This window comes from Cyanobium sp. NIVA-CYA 375 (assembly GCF_056108345.1).
Map to the genome: position 1 here is coordinate 13,527 of NZ_JBSYHW010000024.1, position 22,364 is coordinate 35,890.

The 22,364-nt window shown below is 63.5% G+C and carries 28 protein-coding genes; 15 read left to right on the top strand and 13 right to left on the bottom strand.

The window, feature by feature from the left end; translation table 11 throughout:
- The first annotated feature begins 93 nt into the window (after positions 1-93).
- A complete protein-coding gene (locus tag AC01FP_RS08120) occupies positions 94-1,701 on the top strand; it encodes a B12-binding domain-containing radical SAM protein (RefSeq protein ID WP_474479423.1) in 1,608 nt (535 codons plus the stop codon).
- A 56-nt stretch (positions 1,702-1,757) separates the two neighbouring features.
- Here the strand turns inward: AC01FP_RS08120 and AC01FP_RS08125 are convergent, their stop codons facing one another.
- Both AC01FP_RS08125 and AC01FP_RS08130 read right to left on the bottom strand, forming a co-directional pair.
- Complete coding sequence (locus tag AC01FP_RS08125; RefSeq protein WP_474479424.1) at positions 1,758-2,141, bottom strand: DUF4346 domain-containing protein; 384 nt, start codon at positions 2,139-2,141, stop codon at positions 1,758-1,760.
- On the bottom strand, positions 2,134-3,324 hold the full coding sequence (locus AC01FP_RS08130) for a GNAT family N-acetyltransferase (protein ID WP_474479425.1): 1,191 nt from the start codon (positions 3,322-3,324) through the stop codon (positions 2,134-2,136). Before AC01FP_RS08130 ends, AC01FP_RS08125 begins: the two co-directional genes overlap by 8 nt.
- 53 nt (positions 3,325-3,377) lie before the next feature.
- Here AC01FP_RS08130 and AC01FP_RS08135 point away from each other — a divergent pair, with 53 nt between their 5' ends.
- The gene (locus tag AC01FP_RS08135; protein ID WP_474479427.1) at positions 3,378-3,785 is read left to right on the top strand and encodes a hypothetical protein; all 408 of its coding nucleotides are present in this window, start codon (positions 3,378-3,380) and stop codon (positions 3,783-3,785) included.
- Here AC01FP_RS08135 and AC01FP_RS08140 read toward each other — a convergent pair.
- Positions 3,758-4,393 (bottom strand): RibD family protein, encoded by a 636-nt coding sequence (locus AC01FP_RS08140; protein ID WP_474479429.1) that lies wholly within the window; start codon positions 4,391-4,393, stop codon positions 3,758-3,760. The two genes, AC01FP_RS08135 and AC01FP_RS08140, sit on opposite strands and share 28 nt — an antisense overlap.
- 5 nt (positions 4,394-4,398) lie before the next feature.
- Complete coding sequence (locus tag AC01FP_RS08145) at positions 4,399-5,361, bottom strand: 6-pyruvoyl trahydropterin synthase family protein (RefSeq protein ID WP_474479465.1); 963 nt, start codon at positions 5,359-5,361, stop codon at positions 4,399-4,401.
- Between the two features lie 70 nt (positions 5,362-5,431).
- Between AC01FP_RS08145 and AC01FP_RS08150 the strand changes: the two genes are divergently transcribed.
- Positions 5,432-6,058 (top strand): shikimate kinase, encoded by a 627-nt coding sequence (locus tag AC01FP_RS08150; RefSeq protein ID WP_474479432.1) that lies wholly within the window; start codon positions 5,432-5,434, stop codon positions 6,056-6,058.
- Between the two features lie 9 nt (positions 6,059-6,067).
- Here the strand turns inward: AC01FP_RS08150 and AC01FP_RS08155 are convergent, their stop codons facing one another.
- Complete coding sequence (locus AC01FP_RS08155) at positions 6,068-6,328, bottom strand: CRR7 family NDH-1 assembly protein (protein ID WP_474479433.1); 261 nt, start codon at positions 6,326-6,328, stop codon at positions 6,068-6,070.
- On the opposite strand from AC01FP_RS08155, the gene AC01FP_RS08160 reads away from it, so the two are divergent.
- Positions 6,327-6,992 (top strand): DUF6816 family protein, encoded by a 666-nt coding sequence (locus tag AC01FP_RS08160; RefSeq protein WP_474479435.1) that lies wholly within the window; start codon positions 6,327-6,329, stop codon positions 6,990-6,992. The two genes, AC01FP_RS08155 and AC01FP_RS08160, sit on opposite strands and share 2 nt — an antisense overlap.
- Here the strand turns inward: AC01FP_RS08160 and AC01FP_RS08165 are convergent.
- Positions 6,949-7,668: a glutathione S-transferase N-terminal domain-containing protein gene (locus AC01FP_RS08165; RefSeq protein ID WP_474479437.1), complete on the bottom strand. Its 720-nt coding sequence runs from the start codon at positions 7,666-7,668 to the stop codon at positions 6,949-6,951. The two genes, AC01FP_RS08160 and AC01FP_RS08165, sit on opposite strands and share 44 nt — an antisense overlap.
- A gap of 65 nt (positions 7,669-7,733) precedes the next feature.
- On the opposite strand from AC01FP_RS08165, the gene AC01FP_RS08170 reads away from it, so the two are divergent.
- Genes AC01FP_RS08170 through AC01FP_RS08190 form a run of 5 tightly spaced genes read left to right on the top strand, consistent with a single transcriptional unit; the run spans position 7,734 to position 12,091 of the window.
- Positions 7,734-7,940 carry a DUF751 family protein gene (locus tag AC01FP_RS08170; RefSeq protein WP_106633081.1) on the top strand — a complete coding sequence of 69 codons (207 nt, stop codon included), beginning with the start codon at positions 7,734-7,736 and terminating at the stop codon, positions 7,938-7,940.
- A 2-nt stretch (positions 7,941-7,942) separates the two neighbouring features.
- Positions 7,943-8,335, top strand: a complete 393-nt coding sequence (rbfA, locus tag AC01FP_RS08175) for a 30S ribosome-binding factor RbfA (protein ID WP_474479439.1) — start codon at positions 7,943-7,945, stop codon at positions 8,333-8,335.
- Positions 8,325-9,980 (top strand): glycoside hydrolase family 3 N-terminal domain-containing protein, encoded by a 1,656-nt coding sequence (locus tag AC01FP_RS08180; protein ID WP_474479441.1) that lies wholly within the window; start codon positions 8,325-8,327, stop codon positions 9,978-9,980. Before rbfA ends, AC01FP_RS08180 begins: the two co-directional genes overlap by 11 nt.
- Before the next feature lie 45 nt (positions 9,981-10,025).
- Positions 10,026-11,237 (top strand): glycosyltransferase family 2 protein, encoded by a 1,212-nt coding sequence (locus tag AC01FP_RS08185; protein WP_474479466.1) that lies wholly within the window; start codon positions 10,026-10,028, stop codon positions 11,235-11,237.
- A gap of 11 nt (positions 11,238-11,248) precedes the next feature.
- Positions 11,249-12,091, top strand: a complete 843-nt coding sequence (locus AC01FP_RS08190; protein WP_474479442.1) for a uroporphyrinogen-III synthase — start codon at positions 11,249-11,251, stop codon at positions 12,089-12,091.
- Here the strand turns inward: AC01FP_RS08190 and AC01FP_RS08195 are convergent.
- From AC01FP_RS08195 to zds, 3 genes are read right to left on the bottom strand one after another with little or no spacing between them, the layout of a single operon-like run.
- Positions 12,036-12,578: a hypothetical protein gene (locus AC01FP_RS08195; RefSeq protein ID WP_474479444.1), complete on the bottom strand. Its 543-nt coding sequence runs from the start codon at positions 12,576-12,578 to the stop codon at positions 12,036-12,038. The two genes, AC01FP_RS08190 and AC01FP_RS08195, sit on opposite strands and share 56 nt — an antisense overlap.
- A complete protein-coding gene (locus AC01FP_RS08200; protein WP_474479445.1) occupies positions 12,550-12,993 on the bottom strand; it encodes an SRPBCC family protein in 444 nt (147 codons plus the stop codon). The genes AC01FP_RS08195 and AC01FP_RS08200 overlap by 29 nt, the downstream gene beginning before the upstream one ends.
- 8 nt (positions 12,994-13,001) lie before the next feature.
- Positions 13,002-14,495: a 9,9'-di-cis-zeta-carotene desaturase gene (zds, locus tag AC01FP_RS08205; RefSeq protein WP_474479446.1), complete on the bottom strand. Its 1,494-nt coding sequence runs from the start codon at positions 14,493-14,495 to the stop codon at positions 13,002-13,004.
- Between the two features lie 98 nt (positions 14,496-14,593).
- Between zds and AC01FP_RS08210 the strand changes: the two genes are divergently transcribed.
- From AC01FP_RS08210 to AC01FP_RS08225, 4 genes are read left to right on the top strand one after another with little or no spacing between them, the layout of a single operon-like run.
- Positions 14,594-15,004: a HesB/IscA family protein gene (locus AC01FP_RS08210; RefSeq protein WP_474479447.1), complete on the top strand. Its 411-nt coding sequence runs from the start codon at positions 14,594-14,596 to the stop codon at positions 15,002-15,004.
- Between the two features lie 49 nt (positions 15,005-15,053).
- Positions 15,054-15,476, top strand: coding sequence for a tetratricopeptide repeat protein (locus AC01FP_RS08215; RefSeq protein WP_474479448.1), 423 nt, complete (start codon positions 15,054-15,056; stop codon positions 15,474-15,476).
- On the top strand, positions 15,473-16,696 hold the full coding sequence (locus AC01FP_RS08220; RefSeq protein WP_474479449.1) for a lipid-A-disaccharide synthase-related protein: 1,224 nt from the start codon (positions 15,473-15,475) through the stop codon (positions 16,694-16,696). Before AC01FP_RS08215 ends, AC01FP_RS08220 begins: the two co-directional genes overlap by 4 nt.
- The gene (locus AC01FP_RS08225; RefSeq protein WP_474479450.1) at positions 16,693-16,959 is read left to right on the top strand and encodes a hypothetical protein; all 267 of its coding nucleotides are present in this window, start codon (positions 16,693-16,695) and stop codon (positions 16,957-16,959) included. Before AC01FP_RS08220 ends, AC01FP_RS08225 begins: the two co-directional genes overlap by 4 nt.
- On the opposite strand, the gene AC01FP_RS08230 is transcribed toward AC01FP_RS08225, so the two are convergent.
- Positions 16,916-17,851: a TIGR01777 family oxidoreductase gene (locus tag AC01FP_RS08230; protein ID WP_474479451.1), complete on the bottom strand. Its 936-nt coding sequence runs from the start codon at positions 17,849-17,851 to the stop codon at positions 16,916-16,918. The genes AC01FP_RS08225 and AC01FP_RS08230 overlap by 44 nt on opposite strands.
- Positions 17,852-17,952: 101 nt before the next feature.
- Here AC01FP_RS08230 and ndhO point away from each other — a divergent pair, with 101 nt between their 5' ends.
- Both ndhO and AC01FP_RS08240 read left to right on the top strand, forming a co-directional pair.
- The gene (ndhO, locus tag AC01FP_RS08235; protein ID WP_474479453.1) at positions 17,953-18,201 is read left to right on the top strand and encodes an NAD(P)H-quinone oxidoreductase subunit O; all 249 of its coding nucleotides are present in this window, start codon (positions 17,953-17,955) and stop codon (positions 18,199-18,201) included.
- Positions 18,202-18,365: 164 nt separating this feature from the next.
- Positions 18,366-19,487, top strand: a complete 1,122-nt coding sequence (locus tag AC01FP_RS08240) for an O-antigen ligase family protein (RefSeq protein ID WP_474479456.1) — start codon at positions 18,366-18,368, stop codon at positions 19,485-19,487.
- Here AC01FP_RS08240 and AC01FP_RS08245 read toward each other — a convergent pair.
- The 3 genes from AC01FP_RS08245 to AC01FP_RS08255 form a co-directional block, all read right to left on the bottom strand.
- On the bottom strand, positions 19,476-20,126 hold the full coding sequence (locus AC01FP_RS08245) for a DnaJ domain-containing protein (RefSeq protein WP_474479457.1): 651 nt from the start codon (positions 20,124-20,126) through the stop codon (positions 19,476-19,478). The two genes, AC01FP_RS08240 and AC01FP_RS08245, sit on opposite strands and share 12 nt — an antisense overlap.
- Before the next feature lie 224 nt (positions 20,127-20,350).
- Positions 20,351-21,907, bottom strand: a complete 1,557-nt coding sequence (locus tag AC01FP_RS08250) for an iron uptake porin (protein ID WP_474479459.1) — start codon at positions 21,905-21,907, stop codon at positions 20,351-20,353.
- A 176-nt stretch (positions 21,908-22,083) separates the two neighbouring features.
- The gene (locus tag AC01FP_RS08255) at positions 22,084-22,242 is read right to left on the bottom strand and encodes a hypothetical protein (protein ID WP_474479461.1); all 159 of its coding nucleotides are present in this window, start codon (positions 22,240-22,242) and stop codon (positions 22,084-22,086) included.
- Between the last annotated feature and the right edge of the window lie 122 nt (positions 22,243-22,364).

Below are 22,364 nucleotides of genomic sequence, written 5' to 3' on the forward strand. Positions count from 1 at the left end.
TAGACCTCCTAGGCTCTCAGTTACTAACACCGCATAGCTGCGCAAAAAAGCGCCCTGGTTCTCCCCGGTCATCAACCCAGTTCCGCTGATTGCATGCGCACTCTCTTCGTTTACCCAGAGTTCCCGAAAACTTTCTGGAGCTACGAAAAAATCCTTGAGTTGATCGATCGCAAGGTGCTTTTGCCGCCCTTGGGTCTGGTCACAGTTGCCGCCCTGCTGCCCCAGTCATGGGAAATGAAGCTGGTTGACCGCAACGTGCGCGAGGTCAGCGAAGCCGAGTGGGACTGGGCCGAGCTGGTGGTGATTTCCGGAATGATCGTGCAGAAGGCCGATATGGCCACTCAGATCGGCAAAGCCAAGCAGCGCGGTATTCCCGTCGCCGTGGGCGGTCCTTTTGCCAGTTCCACCCCAGATGCACCCGAGCTCGAACTGGCGGATTACAAGATCCTCGACGAGGGTGAAATCACCCTGCCAATGTTCATCGAAGCCATTGAGCGGGGTGAGAGCCATGGCCGCTTCAGCTCTGATGGCGTCAAACCTGATGTAACTGGAACGCCGATTCCACGCTTTGACTTGCTTGAACTGGACGCCTACTCCGAGATGTCGGTGCAGTTCTCCCGAGGCTGCCCCTTCCAATGTGAGTTCTGCGACATCATCGTGCTGTACGGGCGCAAACCTCGCACCAAGAACCCTGAGCAGCTAGTAGCTGAGCTGCAATGCCTCTACGACTTGGGCTGGCGCCGCTCGGTGTTCCTGGTAGATGACAACTTCATCGGCAACAAGCGCAATGTCAAATTGCTGCTGCCGCTTTTGCGCCAATGGCAGATTGACCACGGCTTCCCCTTCAGCTTCGCCACCGAAGCCTCAGTGGATTTAGCGGCGGACGATGACTTGATGCAAATGATGGTGGAATGCCGCTTTGAGAGCGTCTTCCTCGGCATCGAGACTCCCGACGAATCAAGCCTGGAAACTGCCGGTAAATTACAAAATACCCGCAGCTCCCTAGTGGATTCTGTCAACAAAATCACCTCCTACGGGTTGCGGGTGATGGCTGGTTTCATCATCGGATTCGACGGTGAGAAAGAGGGCGCGGGCGGCAGAATCGTTGAGTTTGTGACCCGCACTGGCATTCCCCACGCCATGATGGGCATGCTTCAGGCCCTTCCAAATACAGCTCTTTGGCATCGCCTCGAGAGAGAAGGTCGCTTGATCGAAGGCAAGGCAGCTGCAAAAGGGGTCAACCAAACCAACTTGCTTAACTTCGAGCCCACCAGGCCGATTCGCGACATCGCCAATGAGTATGTGGACGCCTTCGGCGCCCTTTATGAGCCAAACGCTTTCATTGATCGCGTTTATTCCTACTTCCTGAAACTGCCACCCCAACAATGGAAGAAGTTGGTTGTTCCTGGCAGCCGACCGCCCAAGCCGACCAGCTGGGTTGATCTGCGCGCTTTAGGAATCATTCTTTGGCGCCAAGGCCTCAAGCGCAACACCAGGGTGCGCTTCTGGAAAGCGCTTTATGGCATGTACCGCCATAACCCGAAGCGCTTCACTGGCTTCATATCGATCCTGGCCCACAACGAACACTTCCTCGAATACCGCGCAATCGTGCGGCGCGAGATAGAAGAGCAGCTAGCCACCCTGCCACCCGATCCCCCAAAGACCACAGCCGAACCGAGCCGCGAACTGCAGCCGGTTTAACGGTGGTAGTTGAATCCAGTCGACAAGCTCGGCTGGATTAAATGAATAATATTTATTCAATCTTGGACATATTCAATTCCTTGCTCAAGGCACGCCTGAGCCCGCTGCAGCTCTCTGCCTAGGTAAAGAGCGTGATCAAGACAGGTGAGCGGGTGGGGGCCTGGCCCTTCGGTTAGGTCCATACCCAGTTGCTTGGCACTGCAGCCCCGGAAAACTGCCAAGGGCTCGCGAACATCGCCGCCGCCGCAGCTCAATACCTCTCCTGTATCGGGATCGGTGGCCAAGCCCCGCTCATCGATGCCATTGCCGTAGTGCTCAACCACCAGCTCCGCCGCCTCGCGATCGATGCGAATTAGGAAGTAGCCGGCTGGGTCTAAGGCGATGAACCGCTGGGAGAGCTGGTCATCGAGCTGTTGGCGGCTGGGAGGTACTTCAGGCATGCGGTGGATCGTAGGCAGCCGTAAAAGGCAGCTCCGCATTCATGGCCGCCATCAGCTCGGCCATCTCCGTGTTGGCTCCAGGCAACCAGCGCTGCAGGATCGCAGCAAACCGTGGATCGCTCCAGCGGTGCAAGCTGACGCGGGGCTGGGCCACGAAACCCCGCCGGCGTTTGTGGCTACCGCCAGCGCCAGGGTCAAAGGCGCGGATGCCGCGCTCGATTGCCCACGCAATCGGAGCGTAATAACAGACCTCGAAATGCAAGCAGTCAATCTGCTCATCACTGCCCCAATAACGCCCCCAGAGCTGGTCGCCGGCGTGGACGCACAGGGACATGGCCACCGGCTCGGCTGGATCGCCGCGATGGGCACTGAAAAGCACCAGATGGCGCCGCAACTGCGGATCGGAGGCCAGGGCAGCAAAAAAGGTCTCGCTCAGATATTTGCTGCCCCAAGCCCCCCAGCGACTGCAGTGCTGGGCATAAAAGTCATACATGCGCCCAACTAAAGCCGGCGGGATTGCCTCGCCCAACAGAGGGGTCACCGTGAGGCCAGCGGCTGCCACCGCCTGCCGCTCCCGCTTGATGTTGCGGCGCTGGTTGGCATTGAAGCTGGCCAGATAGGCGTTGAAATCGTTGTGGCCGGGGTTGATCCACTGGCTCTGCTGATTAACCCAGGCAGCACAGCCAGCCGCTTCAGCCAGCGGCTGCCAACCTGGATCCACATAAAGAAAATTGCAGCTCAGGATGGCGTGCTGGCGGCAGAAGGCATCGATCAGCTCAAACATCAAAGCGGTTAACTCCGCCTCGTCCTCAGCGGGGTCGACCAGGAAGCGGTACCCCTGCACCGGGCTCACCGGGCTCATGCCCACCAGCTTTGGGTAGTAGCGCAGGCCCAACTGGCCAGCGAGCTGGGCAAAACTCTGGTCGAAAACGAATTCGCCGTAGCTGTGGCCCTTCAAATAGAGGGGAGCCACCGCCAGCAACACCTCGCCGCGCCACAGGCCCAGATGACAGCCCTGCCAGCCCTCCCGCGGTGCAATGCTGCCGCTGGCCTCTAGCTGTTGCAGCCAGCGCCAGCGGTAAAAAGGCAGCTCTTGGGGATGCACTGCTGCCAGCAGGGCATCCCAACGATCTTCAGGAATGTCGGCGAGGCTTTGATGCCAGCGAGCCTGCAACTCAGCCATGGCTGCAACGGGGGCACGCAAGGAGCAAAACTAACCACAGCTGCGCAGCCCTGGTGCCCCGACCGATCCATGCCCTGGCCGCCCCGGTGCAACTGTTCGCACCCGTATTGCTGGCGAGCCTGCTGCTGCCGGTATTGCAGCTGGTGCGCCCCCAATTGGAGCAAAGGCTCAAAACCGTTTGCGTGGAAACCGCAGCTGCCGGCAATGCCAGCCTGGCCGCCAAATTGGAAGCTCCTTGTGCCCAGCTGGCCCGGCCCACCAGCCAATGCCTAGTGGAGGAAACCGCCTCGAGTGGTCGCGGCCTGGCTGTGCTGGGCGATCTGATCCGCAGCGACTTCGGCCCCGACAGCGAATTAGTGCTGAAACGCTGCCTAGCCCGCATGCTGGGCCTGCCCGCCGACACCCTCCAGCAGGTTTCCCTGCGGGAGCTGGCTCAGGGCTTCGCCAAAACGCGGCAGTAGCGCAGCAGCAACTCCTCACCCTCCAGACGCCGGTGCTCCTGCAGGCACCACTCCCCAACCTGAACTGCGGCCTCCAGGGGCAACCAGGCATGGGGTCCGCCCAGCAGCCGGGGGCAAAGGGTCAGCTGCAGCTCATCGATCCAGCCTTCGGCCAGCAAGCTGGCGGCAAGGGTCGCACCGCCCAGCAGCACCAGCCGCTCCAGCCCCTGATCCGCCAGGGCAGCCAGGGCCCCACCCCAGCTCTCCAGATCCAGGCGACGATCAAAAGCCGGGGCTAGCGGCGATCGCTTGGGTGTCAGCAGCCAGCGCTGCAGCGGCTGCCGCCAGAAATGCAAACCTGGAGAAAAATCGTTGCTACGACTCACTACTACGGCCACCGGCTGCTCAGCGCGGCCGCTGGCTGCACGCTGGGCCCGTAGATGAGGCGCCCTAATTAGGCAGGTACTGCCATGGCAACGCAGGGTTTCGGCACCGATCAGGCAGCCATCAGCCCAGGCCAGGGCCGCCTCCAACACCTGACGATCGCCTGCCCCACCCAGCTGGGCCGCTCCACCTTGCGGGGGCGCCAAGCGGCCATCCAGGCTGACGGCCAGCACCAGCCGCAGCACGGGGCTCAGCCAGCCACCAGGGCTTCGAGCGCCGCAGGCACCATTTCCAGCTGGGGAGTTTCAGCAAACACCTCGGCGGCGTTATTGGGGCTTTCCTGCAGACGCACCTTGTGCAGGCGGGCGCCGGTGGCTGCAATTGGGGCGCTTAGCAGGTCGGCGATGTGAAGAGCGATGTTCTCAGCGGTAGGCACCGTGCTGGCGAAATGCTCCACGTCCTTGTTCAAAAAGGTGTGGTCGAAGGGCTCCACCACCAGGTCGTCGACGAGCTGCTGCAGAGCCGCCAGATCACAGACCATGCCGGTGCGGGCATCGATCGGGCCGCGGACGGTTACATCGAGCAGGTAGTTGTGGCCGTGGCCATGGGGCCGGGCGCACTTGCCGTAGATAGTTTCGTTTTCGCCTTGGGAGAGCTCGGGCCGGGCCAGGCGATGGGCGGCGGCGAAGTGGGTACGGATCGAGAGAAAGGCTTCCATGGGGGTTGGGGCGGAGCCGGGGGCGAGCAGGTCGACCCAGAGCGTGTCGGTTTCGTGCAGACGCAGCCCCACCAGGGGCAGCTGGGGGGCAAGACGGGTCCAGATGGCCTGGCAGAGAGCTTCGGTGGTGGGCAGCTTGCCCTCAGGACGATCCAGATCGAACTCAGGCCAAGCCTCGTTGAGGAAGCGAAAATCGAGCTGGGCCGTCACCTCAGCCCGGATCGCGTGCTTCACCTCAGAGAGATTGAGCACCATGCCGTCCGCATCGAGCGGACCAGCCATGGCCACCACCAGGGTGTAGTTGTGGCCGTGGCCGGGGGCCAGGCTGCAGGGTCCGAAGCGGGCCTGATTCTCTTCAGCGCTGAGCTCCGGCAGCCAGTAGCGATGACTGGCGCTGAAGGTGGCCCGCCTGGTAATTACGCAGGGGCGGCCCCGCCCGTGGCTAGAGCTGGCCGAGTTCGGCGAGAAACCTGAGGCTGTTGCAGTAGCCGTCATCGCCCGGGTAGGTGGCACACCATCCTAGAAACGGGCAAGGGCCAAGGCGTCGAACCAGGAAAACCCCGCCATGAATAAACCCCCATCGCCGAGCTTGGCCCAGCGCTTGCAAGGGCTAAACGTTTATTTGATCGGCATGATGGGCGCCGGCAAAAGCGCCGTCGGCCGCCCCTTGGCCGCAGCGCTGGGCTACCGCTTCCTTGATGCCGACGCTGCCCTGGAGCAAGTCGCTGGCCGCACCATCCCCGAAATCTTCTCCACTGACGGTGAAGCCGGCTTCCGAGAACTGGAAACGGCGGTGCTTGGCCAGATCGCCAGCTGGCATTCCCTGGTGGTGGCCACCGGAGGTGGAGTGGTGACCAGGCCCGAGAACTGGGGCCACATGCGCCAGGGGGTGGTGGTGTGGCTGGATGCGCCTGCCCCATTACTGCTGCATCGCCTGCGAGCCGATTCCACCCCCCGGCCCCTGCTGCAGGCCGGTGATCCGGGCGCCCGCCTAGGCGAGCTGCTGGCCCAACGGAACCCGCTTTATGCCCAGGCCGACCTGCGGGTGCAGCAGGCTGGAGCTAGCCCCGCCCAGGTGGCCCAGCAGGTGCTGGCCGATCTGCCAGCCATTCTCAAAGACCCAGCTGCGGCGCCTGAGGCCCCGGTGGAGCTGCGCCAGGCCGATGGCCAGATCACGCCATCCCTCAACTGAGTTCCCCCCTTAGCCAGGCGGTTCGATCCGCACCGCAAACCACTGAATCGTCAGGCCAGGCGCCAACTCCAGTTCGCAGGCGGTTTCCAGCAGTCGCTGGGCCTGCAAGGCCGGGCTAGCGAGAGCGGCCAGATCTGCCGGAACCGGCTCCAGCTTGGCAAGCCGGGCCTCAAGCCAGGTCAGGGTTTCGGCCGCCGTGAGAATCCGCTCGCCGCCACCTGGCTCCAGCACCACGTAATGATCAAGCTCCCGCAACAGGGGATCGGACATGACTGGAGCCCTACTGGCGCCCATCCTGGCGCTGCTGCTGGCGATGGGGCCGGGCGTGCTGGCGGAACGGGCCGCCCACTGGCCCGAGTGGCGCCTGCCCGCTCCCCTGGAGCGACCCTCAACTCGGGCAGGCCACCAGGACCTGACCTACCCCGACTGGATGGCCGGGCGCTGGCAGGTGCGCAGCGATGACCTGGACTACGAGGTGCGCTTCAGCCCCGACCCAGGCGGAGCGGTGGTGGGCGATCGGGCCTTTAATGCCACCGCGATCGGCCGGGCCCTGCTGGGCGCTGCCCTGCTGCAAGTGCGCAATGATCCGACCAACCCAAACCGCCAGATCGCCTTGCTGGCGGGTGATCAGCAACTGGAATCCACGGTGGTGGGACGCCGCAGTGAGCCGCCCAATCCGACCGACTTCTGGGCCGACGAACTGGCCCTGCAGGTACTGCACGGCCCCGGCGACCCCCGGGTGAGCCGGGTGGAAACCCTGAGCCACTACAGCCAAAATCCCGACGGCACGGTGACCACCGAGCAGTGGCAGGCCAGCTATCCCTCCCCTGCCCTAGGCCTGGCCGCCGCGGCCAGCAGCAGCGGCCATTTCCAACTAACCCTGACGCCGCTCAGCCCCGACCCGCTTCCAGCACAATCCGATCCCGCCAATTGAACAGGGGCTCAAGCAGCGGGTGGTCGGCGATGCCGCTAACCCCCTGGCCCGCCAGGGGTGCACCACTGCTGGCCGGGAATTTGAGCAAGCCCAACTGGGCGGCAACAGCCAGATCGGCAAGGGTGAGGCGATCACCCACCAGATAGGGCTGATCGGCAACCAGCACAGCCAACTGCTCGAGGTTGGTCTGCAGCTGATGGCGCTCAGCGCTGCCCACCACCGTTGCCACCGCCTCGCCGACGCCCGCCATCACGGCGGCGGGCAGGTTGCTGACCAGCTGACGCAGGGGGCCCGGGGTCGAATCGGGCAGCAGGGCGGAGCGCAGCAGCGGATCAACAGCCGCCGCTTGCACCAGGGCAAGCCGGCAGCCGGCAGCAAGGGCCGTATCTGCCCAGTCTTCGATTAGCAGCACCCGGGCTCGCTCAGCCGGGGCCTCGGGCAGCAGCAGCGGCTCGGGGTGATGCCGCTCCAGATAAAGGGCAATGGCGGTGGAGTCGGCAATTACCTCACTGCCATCAACCAGCACTGGCACCTGGCGCTGGCCCGACAGGCGGAAGAGTTCCAGCTGGCCCAAGCCGGGCGTGACCTCGACCACGGTGTAGTCGAGCCGTTTGGCGGCCAACACCAGACGCACCTTCTCGCAAAAGGCCGAATGCCTGAACTGGTGCAGTTCCATGCTTCAAACCTGACCTCTGGGCGGCAGAGTAGCCAGCAAGCAGCAAGGACCGACCACCCCGGGCGATGAAGGACTTCTTCCTGAATGTGACGCGCTACCCGCGCTACCTGGTGGCCTTTGGCCTGGGTGTGGCCAATTCGGTGTTCGAACCGCTGGCGGCCCGGGGCCGCAATCCGGTAACGGCGGTTGCCCTGATTGGCGCCGGCGTCAGCGGCTTGCTGAGCCTGGGGCTGATCCTGCATGCGATGGTGAACCCAGCACCGCTGGCATAGCCATGGCACAGAGCCGACGGGTGGAGCGGGTGGCCTCCCTGATCCGCCGCGAAATTAGTGAGCTGCTGATTGGCGGCATCAAGGACGAGCGGGTCAACCAGGGGATGGTGAGTGTCACCACCGTTGAAGTGGCGGGCGATCTGCAGCACTGCAAGATTTTTGTGAGCGTCTTCGGCAGCGACGCCGACAAAGAGCAAGCCATGGCAGGGCTGCTTTCGGCCAGCGCCTTCGTGAAGGGTGAGCTGAGCCGGCGGCTGAAGATGCGGCGCACCCCTGAGGTGGTGTTTGTGCTCGATCGTGGCATCGAAAAGGGCACCACAGTGCTGGGGCTGCTCAATCGCCTAGAAGACGAGCGGCAGGAGAAGGGCGAACCAGCCGAAGCCAGTGATCTCTGAAGCAAGCGCGACCCAAGCCACGGGTCCAGCCCTGCTGCGCCTGATCCACCAGCTGATCGTGGTGCGGGCCAGCGGCAAACTCGCCGACCATCAACGCGGCTACCCCCGCTGGGAGCTGCCCAACAACAAGCTCCGCAGCCTGCTGGAGGCCGGTGTGGGCGGCGTGATCCTGCTTGGCGGCAGCGCCGCCGAGATGGCCCTGCGCTGCACCCAGCTGGGCCGCTGGGCCGCTGGGCCGCTGCTGCTCTGCGCCGATGTGGAGGAGGGGGTGGGCCAGCGTTTCGACGGCGCCACTTGGCTGGTGCCACCCCTAGCCCTGGGGCGCCTCTACGGACGCGAGCCCCAACAGGCGCTTGAGCTAGCCGAACGCTACGGGCAGTGCACGGGCCGGGATGCCCGGGCCTTGGGGCTCAACTGGGTGCTGGGGCCGGTGTGCGATGTCAACAACAACCCGGCCAACCCGGTGATCAATGTGCGGGCCTGGGGGGAAGATCCAGCCACGGCCGGGGCGCTGGCAGCAGCCTTTGTGCGCGGCGTGCAGGCAGCTGGGGTGCTCGGCTGCGCCAAACACTTCCCAGGTCACGGCGACACCAGCAGCGATTCCCATCTCACCTTGCCCCTGCTGCCCCACAGCCGCGAGCGGCTGGCGGCGATCGAGCTACCGCCGTTTCAACAGGCGATCGCTGCTGGAGTGGCCTCGGTGATGACCGCCCACCTGCTGCTGCCGGAGCTTGATCAAGAGCGGCCAGCCACCCTGTCCAAGCCGGTGCTTACCGGGCTGCTGCGCCAGCAGCTGGGCTTCGCTGGCTTGATCGTGACCGATGCCCTGGTGATGGACGCGATCACCGGGAGCTACGGCGCCGGGGAGGCGGCCGTGCTGGCCCTGGAGGCCGGGGCCGATCTGGTCTTGATGCCCGCCGATGCGGATGCCGCCATCGCCGCCATCGCTGAAGCGGTGGCCGGCGGCCGGCTCAATGTTGAGCAGCTGGAAGCCAGTGCCGAGCGCCGCCTTCAGGCCCTAGAGCGCTGCTCTGGATCTGGATCCGGGGCGGCCTTGGCCGTTGCCGATCCGGAGGCGGCCGCCCAGCCCAACCAGGCCCTGGCCCTGGAGCTGGTGCGAGCCACCATGGAGACAGCCGGCAGCACCGGCGCCGCCACCCCCCAGGCCGGCATCAACCTGATCAGGCTCGACTCGGCCATAGCCGCAGCCGCCGCAGTGCTGAGCGCCACCGCTCCAGCCCTGGCTCGGCCCGAATCCCGCGGCTGGCGCACCGTGCTGCTGGAGGCCCGCAGCCCCAGCCCTTGGACCACAGACGCCGACGCCCCCCTTGCTCTGGAGCGGCTCGGCCCAGGACAGGTGCTGCTGCAGTTGTTTGTGCGAGGCAATCCCTTTCGCGGCAGCGCCGGCAGCGCCGAGCCCTGGCCCGCGGCCCTGCGCCAGCTAGCAAGGGCCGGAAGGCTGGCGGGGCTGGTGGTTTACGGCAGCCCCTACCTCTGGGAGGAGCTGCGCCCGCTGCTGCCGCCTGGCGTCCCTGGCGTCTACAGCCCCGGCCAGATGCCCCTGGCTCAGGCCGAAGCTCTGCAAAGACTGGGCAGTGGACTGGGGCTGGGAGACACTGAAGCAAGCGCTGGCTTCACCGACTGAGCCGGAGCCGAGCTGTCTGTTTCTCGCCCCGTCCCCATGCGGCCAATGCTCAGTCTCTCGATGATCGTGCGCAACGAAGCCGAGCGGCTGGAGCGCTGCCTGGCCTCGGTGGCGGGCTTCGTCGATGAAATGGTGCTGCTGGACACCGGTTCCAGCGATGCCACCATCGCCATCGCCGAGAGCTGCGGTGCGGTGGTGCACCAGCTGCCCTGGCCAGGGGATTTCGCGCCGGCCCGCAATGAGGCCCTGGGGCACGTGAACGGCGACTGGGTGCTGGTGCTCGATGCCGACGAGTGGCTGCTGCCCGAGGCCCGCCAGCCGCTCCAAGACCTGATGGCCGAGCCGGACCTGCTGCTGATCAACCTGCTGCGGCAGGAGCTGGGGGCGGCCCAGTCGCCTTACTCAAATGTGAGCCGCCTGTTTCGCCGCCATCCAGCCATCCACTGGAGCCGGCCTTACCACTCGATGGTGGATGACAGCGTGCTGGCCCTGCTGGAAAAGGAGCCCCACTGGCAACTGGCTGATTGCGCCGTGCCTGCCTTGGCCCACGATGGCTACAGCAGTGATCTGCTGGCCAGCGGCGCCAAGGCGAAGCGGCTGCGCCAGGCCATGGAGGCCGACCTGGCCGCCCAGCCGGGAGATCCCTACGCCTGCGCCAAGCTCGGCAGCCTGGAGGTGAGCGAGGGCAACCGCGAACGCGGCATCGCCTTGCTGCAGCAGGGATTGGCCCGGTGCCCAGCCAGCCGCCACCCCGAGCACTACGAGCTGCTGCTGCACCTGGCGATCGCCCTGGGCAGCAGCGACCCGAACCGCGCCAGCCAGCTCTACCGCCAAGCCCTGGAGCTACCCCTGCCGCCGCGGCTCACCCTGGCGGCCAGGCTGAATCTGGCCGCCCTGCTGCAAGAGTCCGGCACCAGGAGCCAGGGAGCCCTGGAAGAGGCCTGCGAATTGTGCCGCCAGGCCTGCGCAGCGGCGCCCGAACTGGCCCTCGGCTGGCTGCACCTGGGGATCAGCGAGCGGCGACGCGGCCAGCTGCCGGCGGCAATCGCGGCCTACCGCTCAGCCCTAGAGCGCGATCCAAGCCTGGCCGCCGCCCAGCAGAACCTGGCCGTGGCCCTGCTGCTCAGCGGCGACGTGCCAGGGGCACGCAGCGGCTTCCGTCAGGCGATCGCCCTGCTGGAGCAGCAAAACCGGCAAAGCGAAGCGGAAGCACTGCGGCAGCAGGCGGGCAGCATGGTCAAGCTGGATGACCAGTGATCCCCCTGGCCATGGCTCCTGAGTCTGATCTGAGCGGCCGCAGCATCGCCGTGACCAGGGCCGAAACCAAGCTAGGAGAAGCCCGGCGCCTATTTGAAGCCGCTGGCGCCACGGTGGTCGACCTGCCGGCCTTGGTGGTGACACCACCAGATGAATGGGGCCCCCTCGACGATGCCCTGGCCGAGCTCGATGATTTCCACTGGCTGGTTTTTTCCAGTGGCAACGGCGTTGAGGCCGTGGAGCAGCGGCTGCGCCGCATCGGCCGCTGCCTGGCACGGCGGCCCAGCCACCTGAAGATCGCTGCGGTAGGCAGTAAAACCGCCGCCCAGCTCGAATCGCTTGGAGCGCCCGCCGACTTCATCCCGCCCAGCTTTGTGGCCGACAGCCTGCTGGAGCATTTTCCCGTCTCGGGTTGGGGGCTGCGCCTTTTGCTGCCCCGGGTGCAGAGCGGCGGCCGCACACTTTTAGCGGATGCCTTCGCCGCTGCTGGTGTGCGGGTGGTGGAAGTTGCCGCCTACGAGACCGGCTGTCCCGAGGGTTTACCCAGCGCTGCGGTGGCCGCCCTAGAGCAACGGCGCCTCGACGCCATCACCTTCAGCAGCGGCAAAACCGTGAGCCACACCTGCCAGCTGCTGGAAGGGGCTTTCGGGCCCACCTGGAGCAGGCAGCTGGAGGGGGTGGCGGTGGTTTCAATCGGACCCCAAACAAGCGCGCGCTGCCGGCAGCTAATCGGCCGCGTCGATGCTGAAGCCGATCCCCATGACCTGGCTGGGCTAGTAGAGGCCTGCAGCCGCAGCCTCAGGGCTTATCCCAGAGCTCAGCCGTCACCGCCTGCTTGCCCTGACGCAGGGTGAGGCGACCGTTTTGAACATCGATGCTGGCCACGCTCCAACCCGCCGGCAGTAGGGGCGTGGTGCTGCCGCCTCTCTGGCCGACCCGCAAGGTGCCGCTCTCGCCAGCGAACTGCACCAGGGCTTCAGGGCGCCCGCCTGCGCGGATCACCCCATTGAAAACCAAACCAGAGGGCAGGCTGAGTAACGCTGGACGACCCGTGCCAACTGTTGGCCGGAGGATTCCCTGAGCTCGGGAAGGGGGTGTCGCCAGGGACGCAAAGGGATCGACACGCCCAGCGGCAACTGAGGCCACCACCTGACTGGAGCTGGGCAGGGGTGTCAATCCAGCCAGAGGTACCGTTGCCACAACTGGCGCTGACGCCTTAGGCGGTGAGAGCGCCGGGACGGTGGCTTGAGGCGGTGGCTCTGCAGCGCAGGCGGCCAACAGCAGGGCAGCACCAATGGCAGCGCCGAGGGATTCAGAGATTACGGGCTTCAACGAGATCACGGAATCGGTCAAGGTTTGCCTGAAGCTCCCTAGTCACAATTCCACCCAAGATGCTGGCATCCATCAACGGTGCCAAGACCCCGGGCAATTCATAGCTGACACTCAGCTTGACCGCCGTGAGCTCGGGAGCCTGCGAGTAAAAGCGCACCGCCCCTTTTGTGGGCAGACCTCCCACCGACTCCCAGTGCAATTGCTGGGCCTCCACCCGCTGACTGATACGGGCTTTCCAATGAAAGCGGAAGCCCTGCGCCGCCAAGGTCCAATCGGTGAGGTCGGGATCGTTGGGTTCGGTGACAACTGACTCGATCCAGCGCATCCACTTGGGCATCGCCTCCAAATCACTCCACACCTCCCACACCTGATCCACCGAGGCCCGGATCTCCGTGGTAACGCTGTGCTCGAGCCAACGGCCCATGGAATCTCCTATGCGAAAGGGGTGTTGGTGGCTAAAGCAGCCTGGCGGCCCAGGATCGCCGCTGCGGCCAAGCGCCCACTCATGGTGGCGCCTTCCATCGAATCGATGTAATCCTGCTTGGTGTAACTACCGGCCAGATAAAAGTTGGCTACCGGCGTAGCTTGGTCGGGCCGGTAAGGCTCCATGCCGGGTGCCTCGCGGTAGAGGGACTGGGCCAGCTTCACTACATTGCTCCACACCAGCTTCAGGCCCGCGGCCGAAGGAAACAGGCTTCGCACCTGGGCGTCAGTGTGGGCCACGATCTCTTCGGTTTTCTTGGGAATCCAGGGATCGCCTGGGGTAAGCACGCATTGGAGCAAGGAGCCCTGTCCCTGCTTGCGGTAATCCTCGGGGCTGGCCAGGGCCAAATCGGCAAAGCAGCTGAAGTCAGCGTCGGCGGTATAGAGCAAGTTGTCGAGGCCAGCGGGGCTGCTGAGATCGGTGCGGGCAGCGGCGGCGGCGGCGCCCGCACCGAGCTCGGTTACCCAGCCGTCGTATCTGAGCTGCACGGTGGCCACCGGCACGGCATCGAGCTTATAAATGTTGTCGAATAGGGGCCAGCGGCGCCAGGCTTTCGGCAGCATTCGCTGAATACCAGGCACATCGCAGGCGGCCAGATAGGTGTCTGCAACTACAGAGACATCGCCCTCAGGGGTGCCGAGAGTGAGGCTGCTCACTTGGGTAGCGGGCTGGCCATCGAGGCCGGCTGGCCCCTCCTCGAAATGCACCTCCGTGACCCGGTGGCGCAAATGCAGCCTGCCGCCGCGCTGCTGGATGTAGTCGAGGATCGGGCCCGTGAGCCAGCGGTGGGGCGAGCCCTTGAGCAGGTTGAGCTTGGATGCCTCGGTTTTGGAGGCAAACATCAAGAAGATCGTGAGCATGCAGCGGGCCGAGATCGACTCGCAATCAATGAAGCCCAGGGCATAGGCGATCGGATTCCACATCCGTTTGATGCTCTGCTCACTACCGCCATGGCCCACAAACCACTGCTGAAAGCTGATCCGGTCCAGGGCTCGGATCGTCTTCATTGCTCCCTCGTAGTCGACCAGGCCGCGCACAATCGGACTAGTGCCCAAGGCCAAGGCATTGCGCAGCTTGTCGACCCAGTCGAGCTGGGGAGTGGTGAAGAAGGCCTTGAGGCCGTTGAAGGGCGCGCCAAGGGCGAAGCGAAAATCCAGCTCCCGCAGGTCGCCGCCCGTGTTCACAAACAGGTGGGTGTGGTCCTTGGGCAGCAGGTTGTCGATCGCCCCCACCTTGCGCATCAGGGCGAAGAGGTTGGCGTAGTTGAAGAAGAACACATGCAGCCCCATCTCAATGTGGTTGCCGCCCTCATCCACCCAGCTGCCCACCTTGCCGCCCAGAAACGGCCGGGCGTCGTAAATATCCACCTGGTGGCCGGCATCCACCAGATCCACCGCCGCAGATAAACCGGCCAGTCCCGCTCCCACGATGGCGACCTGCACCCTTTCAACCCTCAGTAGTGCGCCGACTCTATGGAGACACTCCGCCAGGCAGCGAACAGGAAGCCTCCATACAGTGGGTGCAATTGGCGTAGATCTCTATGAGTACCGAAACTGTCACAGCTGTTGCAGCCCAGGCCCAGCCCACCTTCACCGCCAAAGACGGCAAGGGGATCCTGATCACCGAACCGGCCATGAAGCAGCTGGGGGCTCTGATGAATCAGCAGGGCGAGGCCAAGGTGTTGAGGGTGGGCGTGCGATCCGGGGGCTGCAGCGGCATGAGTTACACGATGGACTTCATCGAGGCCAGCGCGATCCTGGCTGATGACGAGCACTACACCTACGAACCTGCCGATGCTCCCAGTTTCGCGGTGGTGTGCGATCCCAAGAGCCTGCTCTACATCTACGGAATGCAGCTGGATTTTTCCTCAGCCCTAATCGGCGGCGGCTTCAACTTCACCAACCCCAATGCCAGCCAGACCTGCGGCTGCGGCAGCTCCTTTGCGGTGTAATGCCCATCGGGTGGCAATCTGAGCAGATGACCAGGCAAGCCGCCTCCCTATGACCTCAGCAGACGCACCGTCCCTGTTCGAGCAGGCCATGCAGCGCTACCAGGAGGGAGTGGCACCAGCTGATTTGATCGATAGCTTCGTCGCCATCACCGAGCAGTCCCCCAATCAGTCGGCGGGATGGACCTGCCTGGCCTGGCTGCAGCTGCTCGATGAGCAACCCCAAGCCGCCCTGCGCTCCGCCAAAACCGCCGTGCGCCTTAACCCCCAGGACCCCCAGGCCCGCATCAACCTGAGCCTGGCGATGCTGGAAACGGGGGCCAAAGGGGTGCGCGAACACATCGAAATTGTGCAGCGGGTGATGTTGGTGGCACCAGAGATGGCTGGCGAACTGCAGAAATCGATCGCTGATGGCCTGGTGCGCAAACCGGGCTGGAAGGCCATGGAGAAGCTGAAGGCCTGGCTGGCGGGTTGAAACCGGTTCTGCTACTCAGCAATGGCCACGGGGAAGACCTCAGTGGTGCCCTGGTAGCTGCCGAGCTGATGCAGCGGGGAATCCCGGTTGAGGCCCTGCCCCTGGTGGGCCACGGCAGCCCCTATCGCCAGCGGGGCGTGCCGGTGCTCGGGCGCACCCGCAGCTGCAGCACTGGCGGCCTCGGCTACACCAGCCTGGCCGGTCGCCTCAGCGAGCTGCTGGAGGGCCAGCTGGGCCATGTGCTCGGCCGGCTCCTGCTCCTGCGCCGCCGCCGCTGCCATTACGGCCTGGTGGTGGCCGTGGGTGATGTGCTGGCCGTGCTGGGGGGCTGGCTCTCGGGCCTGCCCAACGCCGTTTATCTGGTGGCTTACTCCAGCCACTACGAGGGTCGACTACGCCTGCCCTGGCCCTGCGGCTGGCTGCTAAACCAAGCGGGCATCAAGGCGATCTGGAGCCGCGATTCCCTCACCGCCAACGACCTCAGCCAGCAACTGAACCGTGCCGTGGTCTTCCTCGGCAATCCCTTCCTCGACGTGGTGAGCGCCGACACAAGCGAATCTCGGCCACTGCCGGCGTTGCAATTGGCGCTGGCGCTGGTTCCAGGCAGCCGCCTGCCGGAAGCGGCGCGCAATTTCGCTCTGATGCTGCGGGTGCTGGCGCTGTTGCCCGAGGAATGGGTGCGCAGCCAGCCCCTGCGGCCGCGCGCTGCCCTGGTGGCCGAGTTCGACAGCAGCTGCGTTGCCAAGCTGGCCGGCCCCCTTGGCTGGCGGCTCGAGGCAGGTGACCGGCTGGTTCGCGGCCCCCTGGCCGTTGAACTTGGCTGGGGCCAATTTGGGGAGATCTTGGCCTCCTCCCAGCTGGTGCTGTGCATGGCTGGCACCGCCGCCGAACAGGCCGTGGGGCTGGCTAAGCCAGTGCTTCAGCTGGTGGGACAGGGCCCCCAATTCACAGCGGGCTTTGCTGAAGCCCAACGCCGCCTGCTGGGCCCTGGCGTGCGCTGCGCCCCCGGCAGCAGCGGCAGTGCAGCAACCCTGGCCGCCACCGCCCAGCTAGCCCAGTGCCTGCTGGAGCAGCAAGGCGATTACAAGCAAGGACCAGTCCTACGCCAGTCCCTGGCGGCCATTGGCCTGGAGCGAATCGGCGCGCCCGGCGGCAGCCAGGCGATGGCAGCGGCGATCATGGCAATGCTGCGCCCTAATCCGGCCCCTGAGCTGCCATGACCGCACCTAAACCCTCCCCCACCATGCTGCAGCAACTCAAGGGATCGATGGACACCCTGCTGGTGGTGGATGTGTTTGTGGTGATTGCCGGGGCAATTTGGTTTGCCGTGGCCGTAACCCTGCACAGCCAGCACATCGAAGCCCCCCTGGAGTTGTTTCAGCGGCTGTGGGAGCCGCTTTTTACCCCAGCAATTGGCTTGCTGATGGGAGCAGCCCTGCTCAGTGGGGCGCTGGGCTGGTGGCAGCGGCGAGGGCAGCGCTGAGCTGGGGGTACTGGAAAGTGAACCCCTGGGCCAGCAAGCGCTCGGGCAGCACCTGCTGACCCTCCAGCACCACCTGGGCGCCGTCACCGAGCAGAAGCTGCAGGATCGGCGCCGGCACAGGCAACAGGCTGGGACGCCCCAGGGCCTTGCCCAAGGCACTGGCGAACAGGCCCATGGTGGTGGCTTCCGGGCTAACGGCGTTGTAGACGCCGCTGTAGGCGCCATCTTCAAGGGCCGTGGCGATCAGGCGGCAGAGATCGTGGCGATGAATCCAGCTCATCCACTGGCGGCCTGAGCCCACCGGCCCGCCGAAACCCAAACGGAAGATCGGCAACATCTTGCCGAGGGCACCACCATCGGGGCCGAGCACGATGCCGATGCGCAACTTCACCAGCCGGCAAGCAGCTGGGACCTGATCAGCGGCCGCCTCCCAGCGCTGGCAAATCTCGGCCAGAAAATCGCCACCAGCTGGGCTGGCCTCGCTGAAACGCGCCTGCGTACTTGTGCCGTAAAAGCCCACGGCTGAACCATTAACCAGCACGGCGGGGGGCTGCTCCAGCCGCGCCAAGGCAGCCACCAGCAGCTCCGTAGTGCGAACGCGGCTTTGCAGCAACAGCTGGCAGTGGGCCGGAGTCCAACGACGCTCAGCGATCGGCTCACCAGCAAGGTTCACGACTCCCTCCGCCGCGGCAAGGGCCTTGTCGAGGCCGTTGTTCGCCCAACTGGCCGGCTCGGCCGGATCTAGGCGTATGCAGGACAGTCGCTTACCAACCAGGGCCGGAAAGGGCTGGGGCTGGCGACTCACGAGGGTCAGCTCATGGCCTAGTTCGAGCAGAAAAGGCACCAGCTCGCGGCCAACAAACCCTGAACAACCCAGCAGCAGCAGCCGCATTTCAGACTTAACAGCTTGAGGGAGGCTAGGCGCTTGCAACTAAGACGAGCTGGTCTGGGCTGCCCGGAGCGCCTTAGCCTGAGCCAACAGACAAACTCACCATGGCTGACGCCACCCCAGCACCTGCAGCCCAGACGCCCTTAAAGAAGGGCAGCCTGGTGCGGGTAAACCAAGCTGCTTACAGCGGCAGCCTGGAAGCCAAGGCAAGCGAAGGGCCGCTGCCGGGTTACTTGGCAGAAGGCCCTGGCGAAATCCTGGCCATCAAGGGCGACTATGCCCAGCTGCGCTGGCGACGCCCGGTGCCGGATGTGTGGCTGCGACTGGACCAACTGGAGGCCTTTCCGGCTTGAAAAGTTTTGCAGACCTTGGCAGAGCGTTGACTCTGACCAATTTTTGCCGCTTTTTTGCGCTCCTGCTGGTGGCCTGGCAGCCCTTCCCGGGGGAATACCGGGTGCCGTTGGTGGGTTCAGCCCTACTGGGCTTGGCTCTCACCTGGCGAGGCGAATGGCGAGCGGTGGCTGAACCAGCCAAACGGCTGGGTTTGCTGCTGCTGTGCTTGCTGATTCCAGGGTTGCTTTCCATACCCACATCACTAGCTCCCAGCAAAAGCTGGGGTGAAATCGCCTCAGTTGTGCTCGTTGGGCTGGCGGGCCTGAGCGTGCTCTACGGGCTGCGCCGCCAGCAAGATCACCGCTGGCTGCAGACCGGCCTAGTGATAGTGATTGCCGCTTGGATCGGCGATGGCCTGCTGCAAGCTCTCACCGGCGCAGATGTATTTGGCATCACGCCCAAAGCGGAGGGGATGATCAATGGCCCGTTCACTACTAATGGCATTTTTGGAATCATCGTGGCAGCGCTGACTCCCCTAGTGCTATGGGAGCCATTGAAACAACGCCAGCGCTGGGCCATTGCCCTGCTGAGCGGAATAGTAGTAACGGTGATTCTCTCAGGTCAGCGTAATAATCTTCTACTACTGGCTGTTGGCCTGATTGCGCTATCAAGTCTGTGGAGTAGGCGCACCCGCCTTATTGGCGCAGCGGCTTTAGTGGCAATCATGGTTGCTGTGTATCCATTTGCCCCAACCCTGCAACAACGGTCGAACTGGATGATCTCCTCCGGCAACCAAATAGCCAGTTCTCTGCAGGAGCTACGCGATGACCCAGGCGATACCAAATCAAGCAAGCGACTATTTGATTCCTTAAACCGCTTCACCTCCGACAGAGCTTTTCTTGTTGATGCAGGGCTAAAAATGATTCAAGATCGCCCCCTTACCGGGGTTGGCATCAATGCGTTCCGCCCCGCCTACCCGCTTTATGCCCAACTCACACCCCATGGCCATCGAGATACACCCACTCACGCCCACAACATTTACCTAGAACTGACAGCCGAAACAGGGTTAATTGGCCTTGGTGGACTGCTGCTCGCAATAGGACTTGGCTGGCGCTGGTTTGCGTTGGCATGCCAAGAAAGGCAAAGAATGGCAGCACCCTATGCAGCCACATTGCTCGTAATGCTTTTCCCACTGACAACCCATACCGTCCTATTTGCCGCCTTTTACTTCACCCTCATAATCATGATACTAGGAGGCTTTTTGGCAGCCCTCTTTTCTCCTGAGGCAATCAACTCACCCACCTAACTCCCGCCGCTGCGCCTGCAGGGCCTGACGGCGCAGGCTAGCTTGCTTTAAAAGCTCTCGGCCATCGTGCACGTATGAATCCACGTAGCCCATGGTGTAGCGCTCCAGCTCAGTTAGAGCATCTTTAACCAGGCTGAGGCAGTGATAAAGATCAAGGGCAAATACTTGGGCCCCTGGTGGACAGACCTGGGAACGGTAGATCAACTCAACCTTGTCGACGCGGGCCTTACCCTGCTCAAGGAAGGCACAGAATGACTCCATCAAGGTGTCGTCGTAGGGATCGGCTGAAAGGGCCTTGAGCTGGGCTGGGAACGGGTTGATCACCTGAGCCAAAAGCCGATCGATAGGGGCATATACCTGCTGCAACCACTGCTGCAAAACGGCATCAGTGGCGGCGCTGCGTGTCGACTGGGCTCGGGCCCGCTTCACGGAAAAGCTGGCGCCAGCAGGATCTAAAGAGGTGGGCGCTGTGAGGTCGTGGCGGCGGCGGCGATCGGCGTCGCGTAATACCTCCCAGGCTGCGTTTAGGGCCAGGATTGTGCGGTCATCACCGCCGGCATCCGGGTGGTGTTGCTTCACCAGGGCCCGGTAGGCGGCCTTGATTTCAGCGCCGCTGGCAGTGGGTGAAACACCCAGCACGCGATAAGGATCGGCAGTGGGTTCAGCAGCAGCCAGGGCTCAGCCTCCGCAAGCAAAGGAATTTGATGATGACTTTAGGAACTCAGGCCGCGCTGCCTGCCGATATCGCTCCCCAACAAAAAACCCCAGCCGAGGCTGGGGTTGATTGAGGTGTGTGTGTTGAGAAGTGGAGAAGGAAAGGACCGGAGGTGTGTGAGGAATCCGGTCCAGTTAGCTTCTGAGGATCAGAACTTGAAGGTAGTCTTGATCAGTGCACCGTAGGTGTCGTCGCCAGTACCAGGGGCGCCGCCCAGAACTTGTGAGTTCTCAATCCAGAAGAAGGCGGGGGTCACGCTGATATTGTCGGTGACCTGGAACTTGTACCACAGTTCATAGGCGAGGTTGGACTGGCCGTTGTCTGTGATGATGCCGCGGGTTGTGGGAGCTCCGGTCTGGAGTTGACCGGAGGTGCCAATCGCCATGCCAAGGGCATTGCCCTTCATGAAGAGGTCAGCCCACTGCAGGCCCACCATCCAGCTGTAGTTGTCGTCAGCAATAGGAAGATTGGAGGTACCAAAGCCAACACCAGCGCTGATCGAGGGGATCCAACCGGACTCCTCAGGCTGCCAGTAAGCACTCAGACCACCATTCCCCAAGTAGGGGTTAGCGCCCAAAATACCAACTGTGTTGAACGTAGGATCGCTAGATCCGGCAAAATCTGCATAGGTGTAGGCCAGAGCCACACCCCAGTTTTTACCGGCATAACCAACCTGGGTTGTGAAGGTGTAGGCCTCATCAACACCCAAGGTGGAGTTTTCAGCAGCAATTTCGTTGGAAACGAAGTTGACGCTCATGCTGAAGCCATCTTTCTGATACCAGAGACCAGCACCAGCGCCCAGGTTGAGGGAGTAGGTACCGCCCGCACCGGCGTAGGTGAACAGATCCAGGACGCTGTCACCGGGATACAAGCTGGGCCACATAGCCAGCATGTCGTCCTGACGAACCTTCGCACCAAAGGTGGCGGTGAAGTTTTCGCCAATCGGGAACTGATAGAAGAGGCGGTTGATGCCAACCGTGTCTTGGCCACTGGTGGTGCCGGGACCAGTTGTTTCTTCCTGGAAGGCGGTTTCCAGGGTGGTGTTGCCGTTGCCGAAGATGGAGTTGGCGAAGTTGCCGGAGCGCAGGGTGGTGCGCAGCAGGTCCTTGCCGGTGAAGCTGGTGTCGAAGATCAGGCGAACGTCATAGTTGAAGGTGACTTCGCTGGCATCGTTGCCATTTAGTCCAATCACACCACCGGGGTTAGGATTGTTGGCAGCATTCGCACCCTGGCTGGCACCACCCAGCACCATGGTGGCGATACCCTTCAGCTTGGTGGTGGTGGAGAACTGGTTAGCTTCCAGTTCGCCCACTTTGGCTTCGAGGCCATCCACACGACCCTTGAGGATGGCGAGTTCCTTCTCGAACTCGGCCATCAGCTTCTTGAGCTCGTCGGTCACTTCGGTGACGCGGTCGAGACAAGCGTTGAGCAGAGCAGCTGCTTCGAAGCGGGTCATGGCCTTGGCGCCCTTGTAGGTGCCGTCGGGGTAACCAGCGACGCAGCCGTAGCGCTCGATCAGGTTGGACAGAGCCTGGTAAGCCCAGTCGGTGGGCTTGACGTCAGAGAACTGGGAGATGCTGGTGACTTGCTCCTCGGAGGCGTACTTGTTGACGCCGTCCAAGTTGAGCTCAGCTGCGGTAGCGGCCATAGGGGCCAGCAGACCAAGCGCTGCAGGTGCAACCAGGAGTTGCTTAAAGAGTTTCATGGGTTCCTCACACGAGATGGCGCAATGCGCCGAACACATAATCACCCGGTATCACAGCAACCGCGCCTGGGCCTGTGACACTGCGCACAATGACACGCGCTCCCAAAAACGATGCCCCCGACGGGCACGGGGCTCGTCGGGGGCTCTCGCCGGGCCTGATTCAGCCGCGAAACCAACTAGAGGGCGTTCTCCGCGATCAGCAGACCCTGGGTGAAACAACTGGAACTCACGGGCACCTCCTCCTCGGGGGATTGGAGCCAGCCGGCGATGCATTCGGCAACATCCGGACCCGAGGGCTCGAACGCTGCCACATCACTGCTGACAGAACTTGTCAAATTTAGCCATTAAAAAAGCGCCTCCGTGGAGGCGCTGAGGCTGGTTTCGAATATCAAAACCAGAGTCTGATCAAAGAGCGTTGCCGCGGGGCAGAACCTCTTCAGGGAAGACGAAGTTTTCA

Excerpts from the sequence above, each read along its gene's own strand:
- AC01FP_RS08120 (WP_474479423.1), top strand. The coding sequence starts at position 94 with ATGCGCACTCTCTTCGTTTACCCAGAGTTCCCGAAAACTTTCTGGAGC.
- AC01FP_RS08125 (WP_474479424.1), bottom strand. The coding sequence starts at position 2,141 with ATGCCTGAAGTACCTCCCAGCCGCCAACAGCTCGATGACCAGCTCTCC.
- AC01FP_RS08130 (WP_474479425.1), bottom strand. The coding sequence starts at position 3,324 with ATGGCTGAGTTGCAGGCTCGCTGGCATCAAAGCCTCGCCGACATTCCT.
- AC01FP_RS08145 (WP_474479465.1), bottom strand. The coding sequence starts at position 5,361 with ATGACGGCTACTGCAACAGCCTCAGGTTTCTCGCCGAACTCGGCCAGC.
- AC01FP_RS08150 (WP_474479432.1), top strand. The coding sequence starts at position 5,432 with ATGAATAAACCCCCATCGCCGAGCTTGGCCCAGCGCTTGCAAGGGCTA.
- AC01FP_RS08160 (WP_474479435.1), top strand. The coding sequence starts at position 6,327 with ATGACTGGAGCCCTACTGGCGCCCATCCTGGCGCTGCTGCTGGCGATG.
- AC01FP_RS08155 (WP_474479433.1), bottom strand. The coding sequence starts at position 6,328 with ATGTCCGATCCCCTGTTGCGGGAGCTTGATCATTACGTGGTGCTGGAG.
- AC01FP_RS08165 (WP_474479437.1), bottom strand. The coding sequence starts at position 7,668 with ATGGAACTGCACCAGTTCAGGCATTCGGCCTTTTGCGAGAAGGTGCGT.
- AC01FP_RS08170 (WP_106633081.1), top strand. The coding sequence starts at position 7,734 with ATGAAGGACTTCTTCCTGAATGTGACGCGCTACCCGCGCTACCTGGTG.
- rbfA (WP_474479439.1), top strand. The coding sequence starts at position 7,943 with ATGGCACAGAGCCGACGGGTGGAGCGGGTGGCCTCCCTGATCCGCCGC.
- AC01FP_RS08185 (WP_474479466.1), top strand. The coding sequence starts at position 10,026 with ATGCTCAGTCTCTCGATGATCGTGCGCAACGAAGCCGAGCGGCTGGAG.
- AC01FP_RS08190 (WP_474479442.1), top strand. The coding sequence starts at position 11,249 with ATGGCTCCTGAGTCTGATCTGAGCGGCCGCAGCATCGCCGTGACCAGG.
- AC01FP_RS08200 (WP_474479445.1), bottom strand. The coding sequence starts at position 12,993 with ATGGGCCGTTGGCTCGAGCACAGCGTTACCACGGAGATCCGGGCCTCG.
- AC01FP_RS08210 (WP_474479447.1), top strand. The coding sequence starts at position 14,594 with ATGAGTACCGAAACTGTCACAGCTGTTGCAGCCCAGGCCCAGCCCACC.
- AC01FP_RS08215 (WP_474479448.1), top strand. The coding sequence starts at position 15,054 with ATGACCTCAGCAGACGCACCGTCCCTGTTCGAGCAGGCCATGCAGCGC.
- AC01FP_RS08225 (WP_474479450.1), top strand. The coding sequence starts at position 16,693 with ATGACCGCACCTAAACCCTCCCCCACCATGCTGCAGCAACTCAAGGGA.
- AC01FP_RS08230 (WP_474479451.1), bottom strand. The coding sequence starts at position 17,851 with ATGCGGCTGCTGCTGCTGGGTTGTTCAGGGTTTGTTGGCCGCGAGCTG.
- ndhO (WP_474479453.1), top strand. The coding sequence starts at position 17,953 with ATGGCTGACGCCACCCCAGCACCTGCAGCCCAGACGCCCTTAAAGAAG.
- AC01FP_RS08250 (WP_474479459.1), bottom strand. The coding sequence starts at position 21,907 with ATGAAACTCTTTAAGCAACTCCTGGTTGCACCTGCAGCGCTTGGTCTG.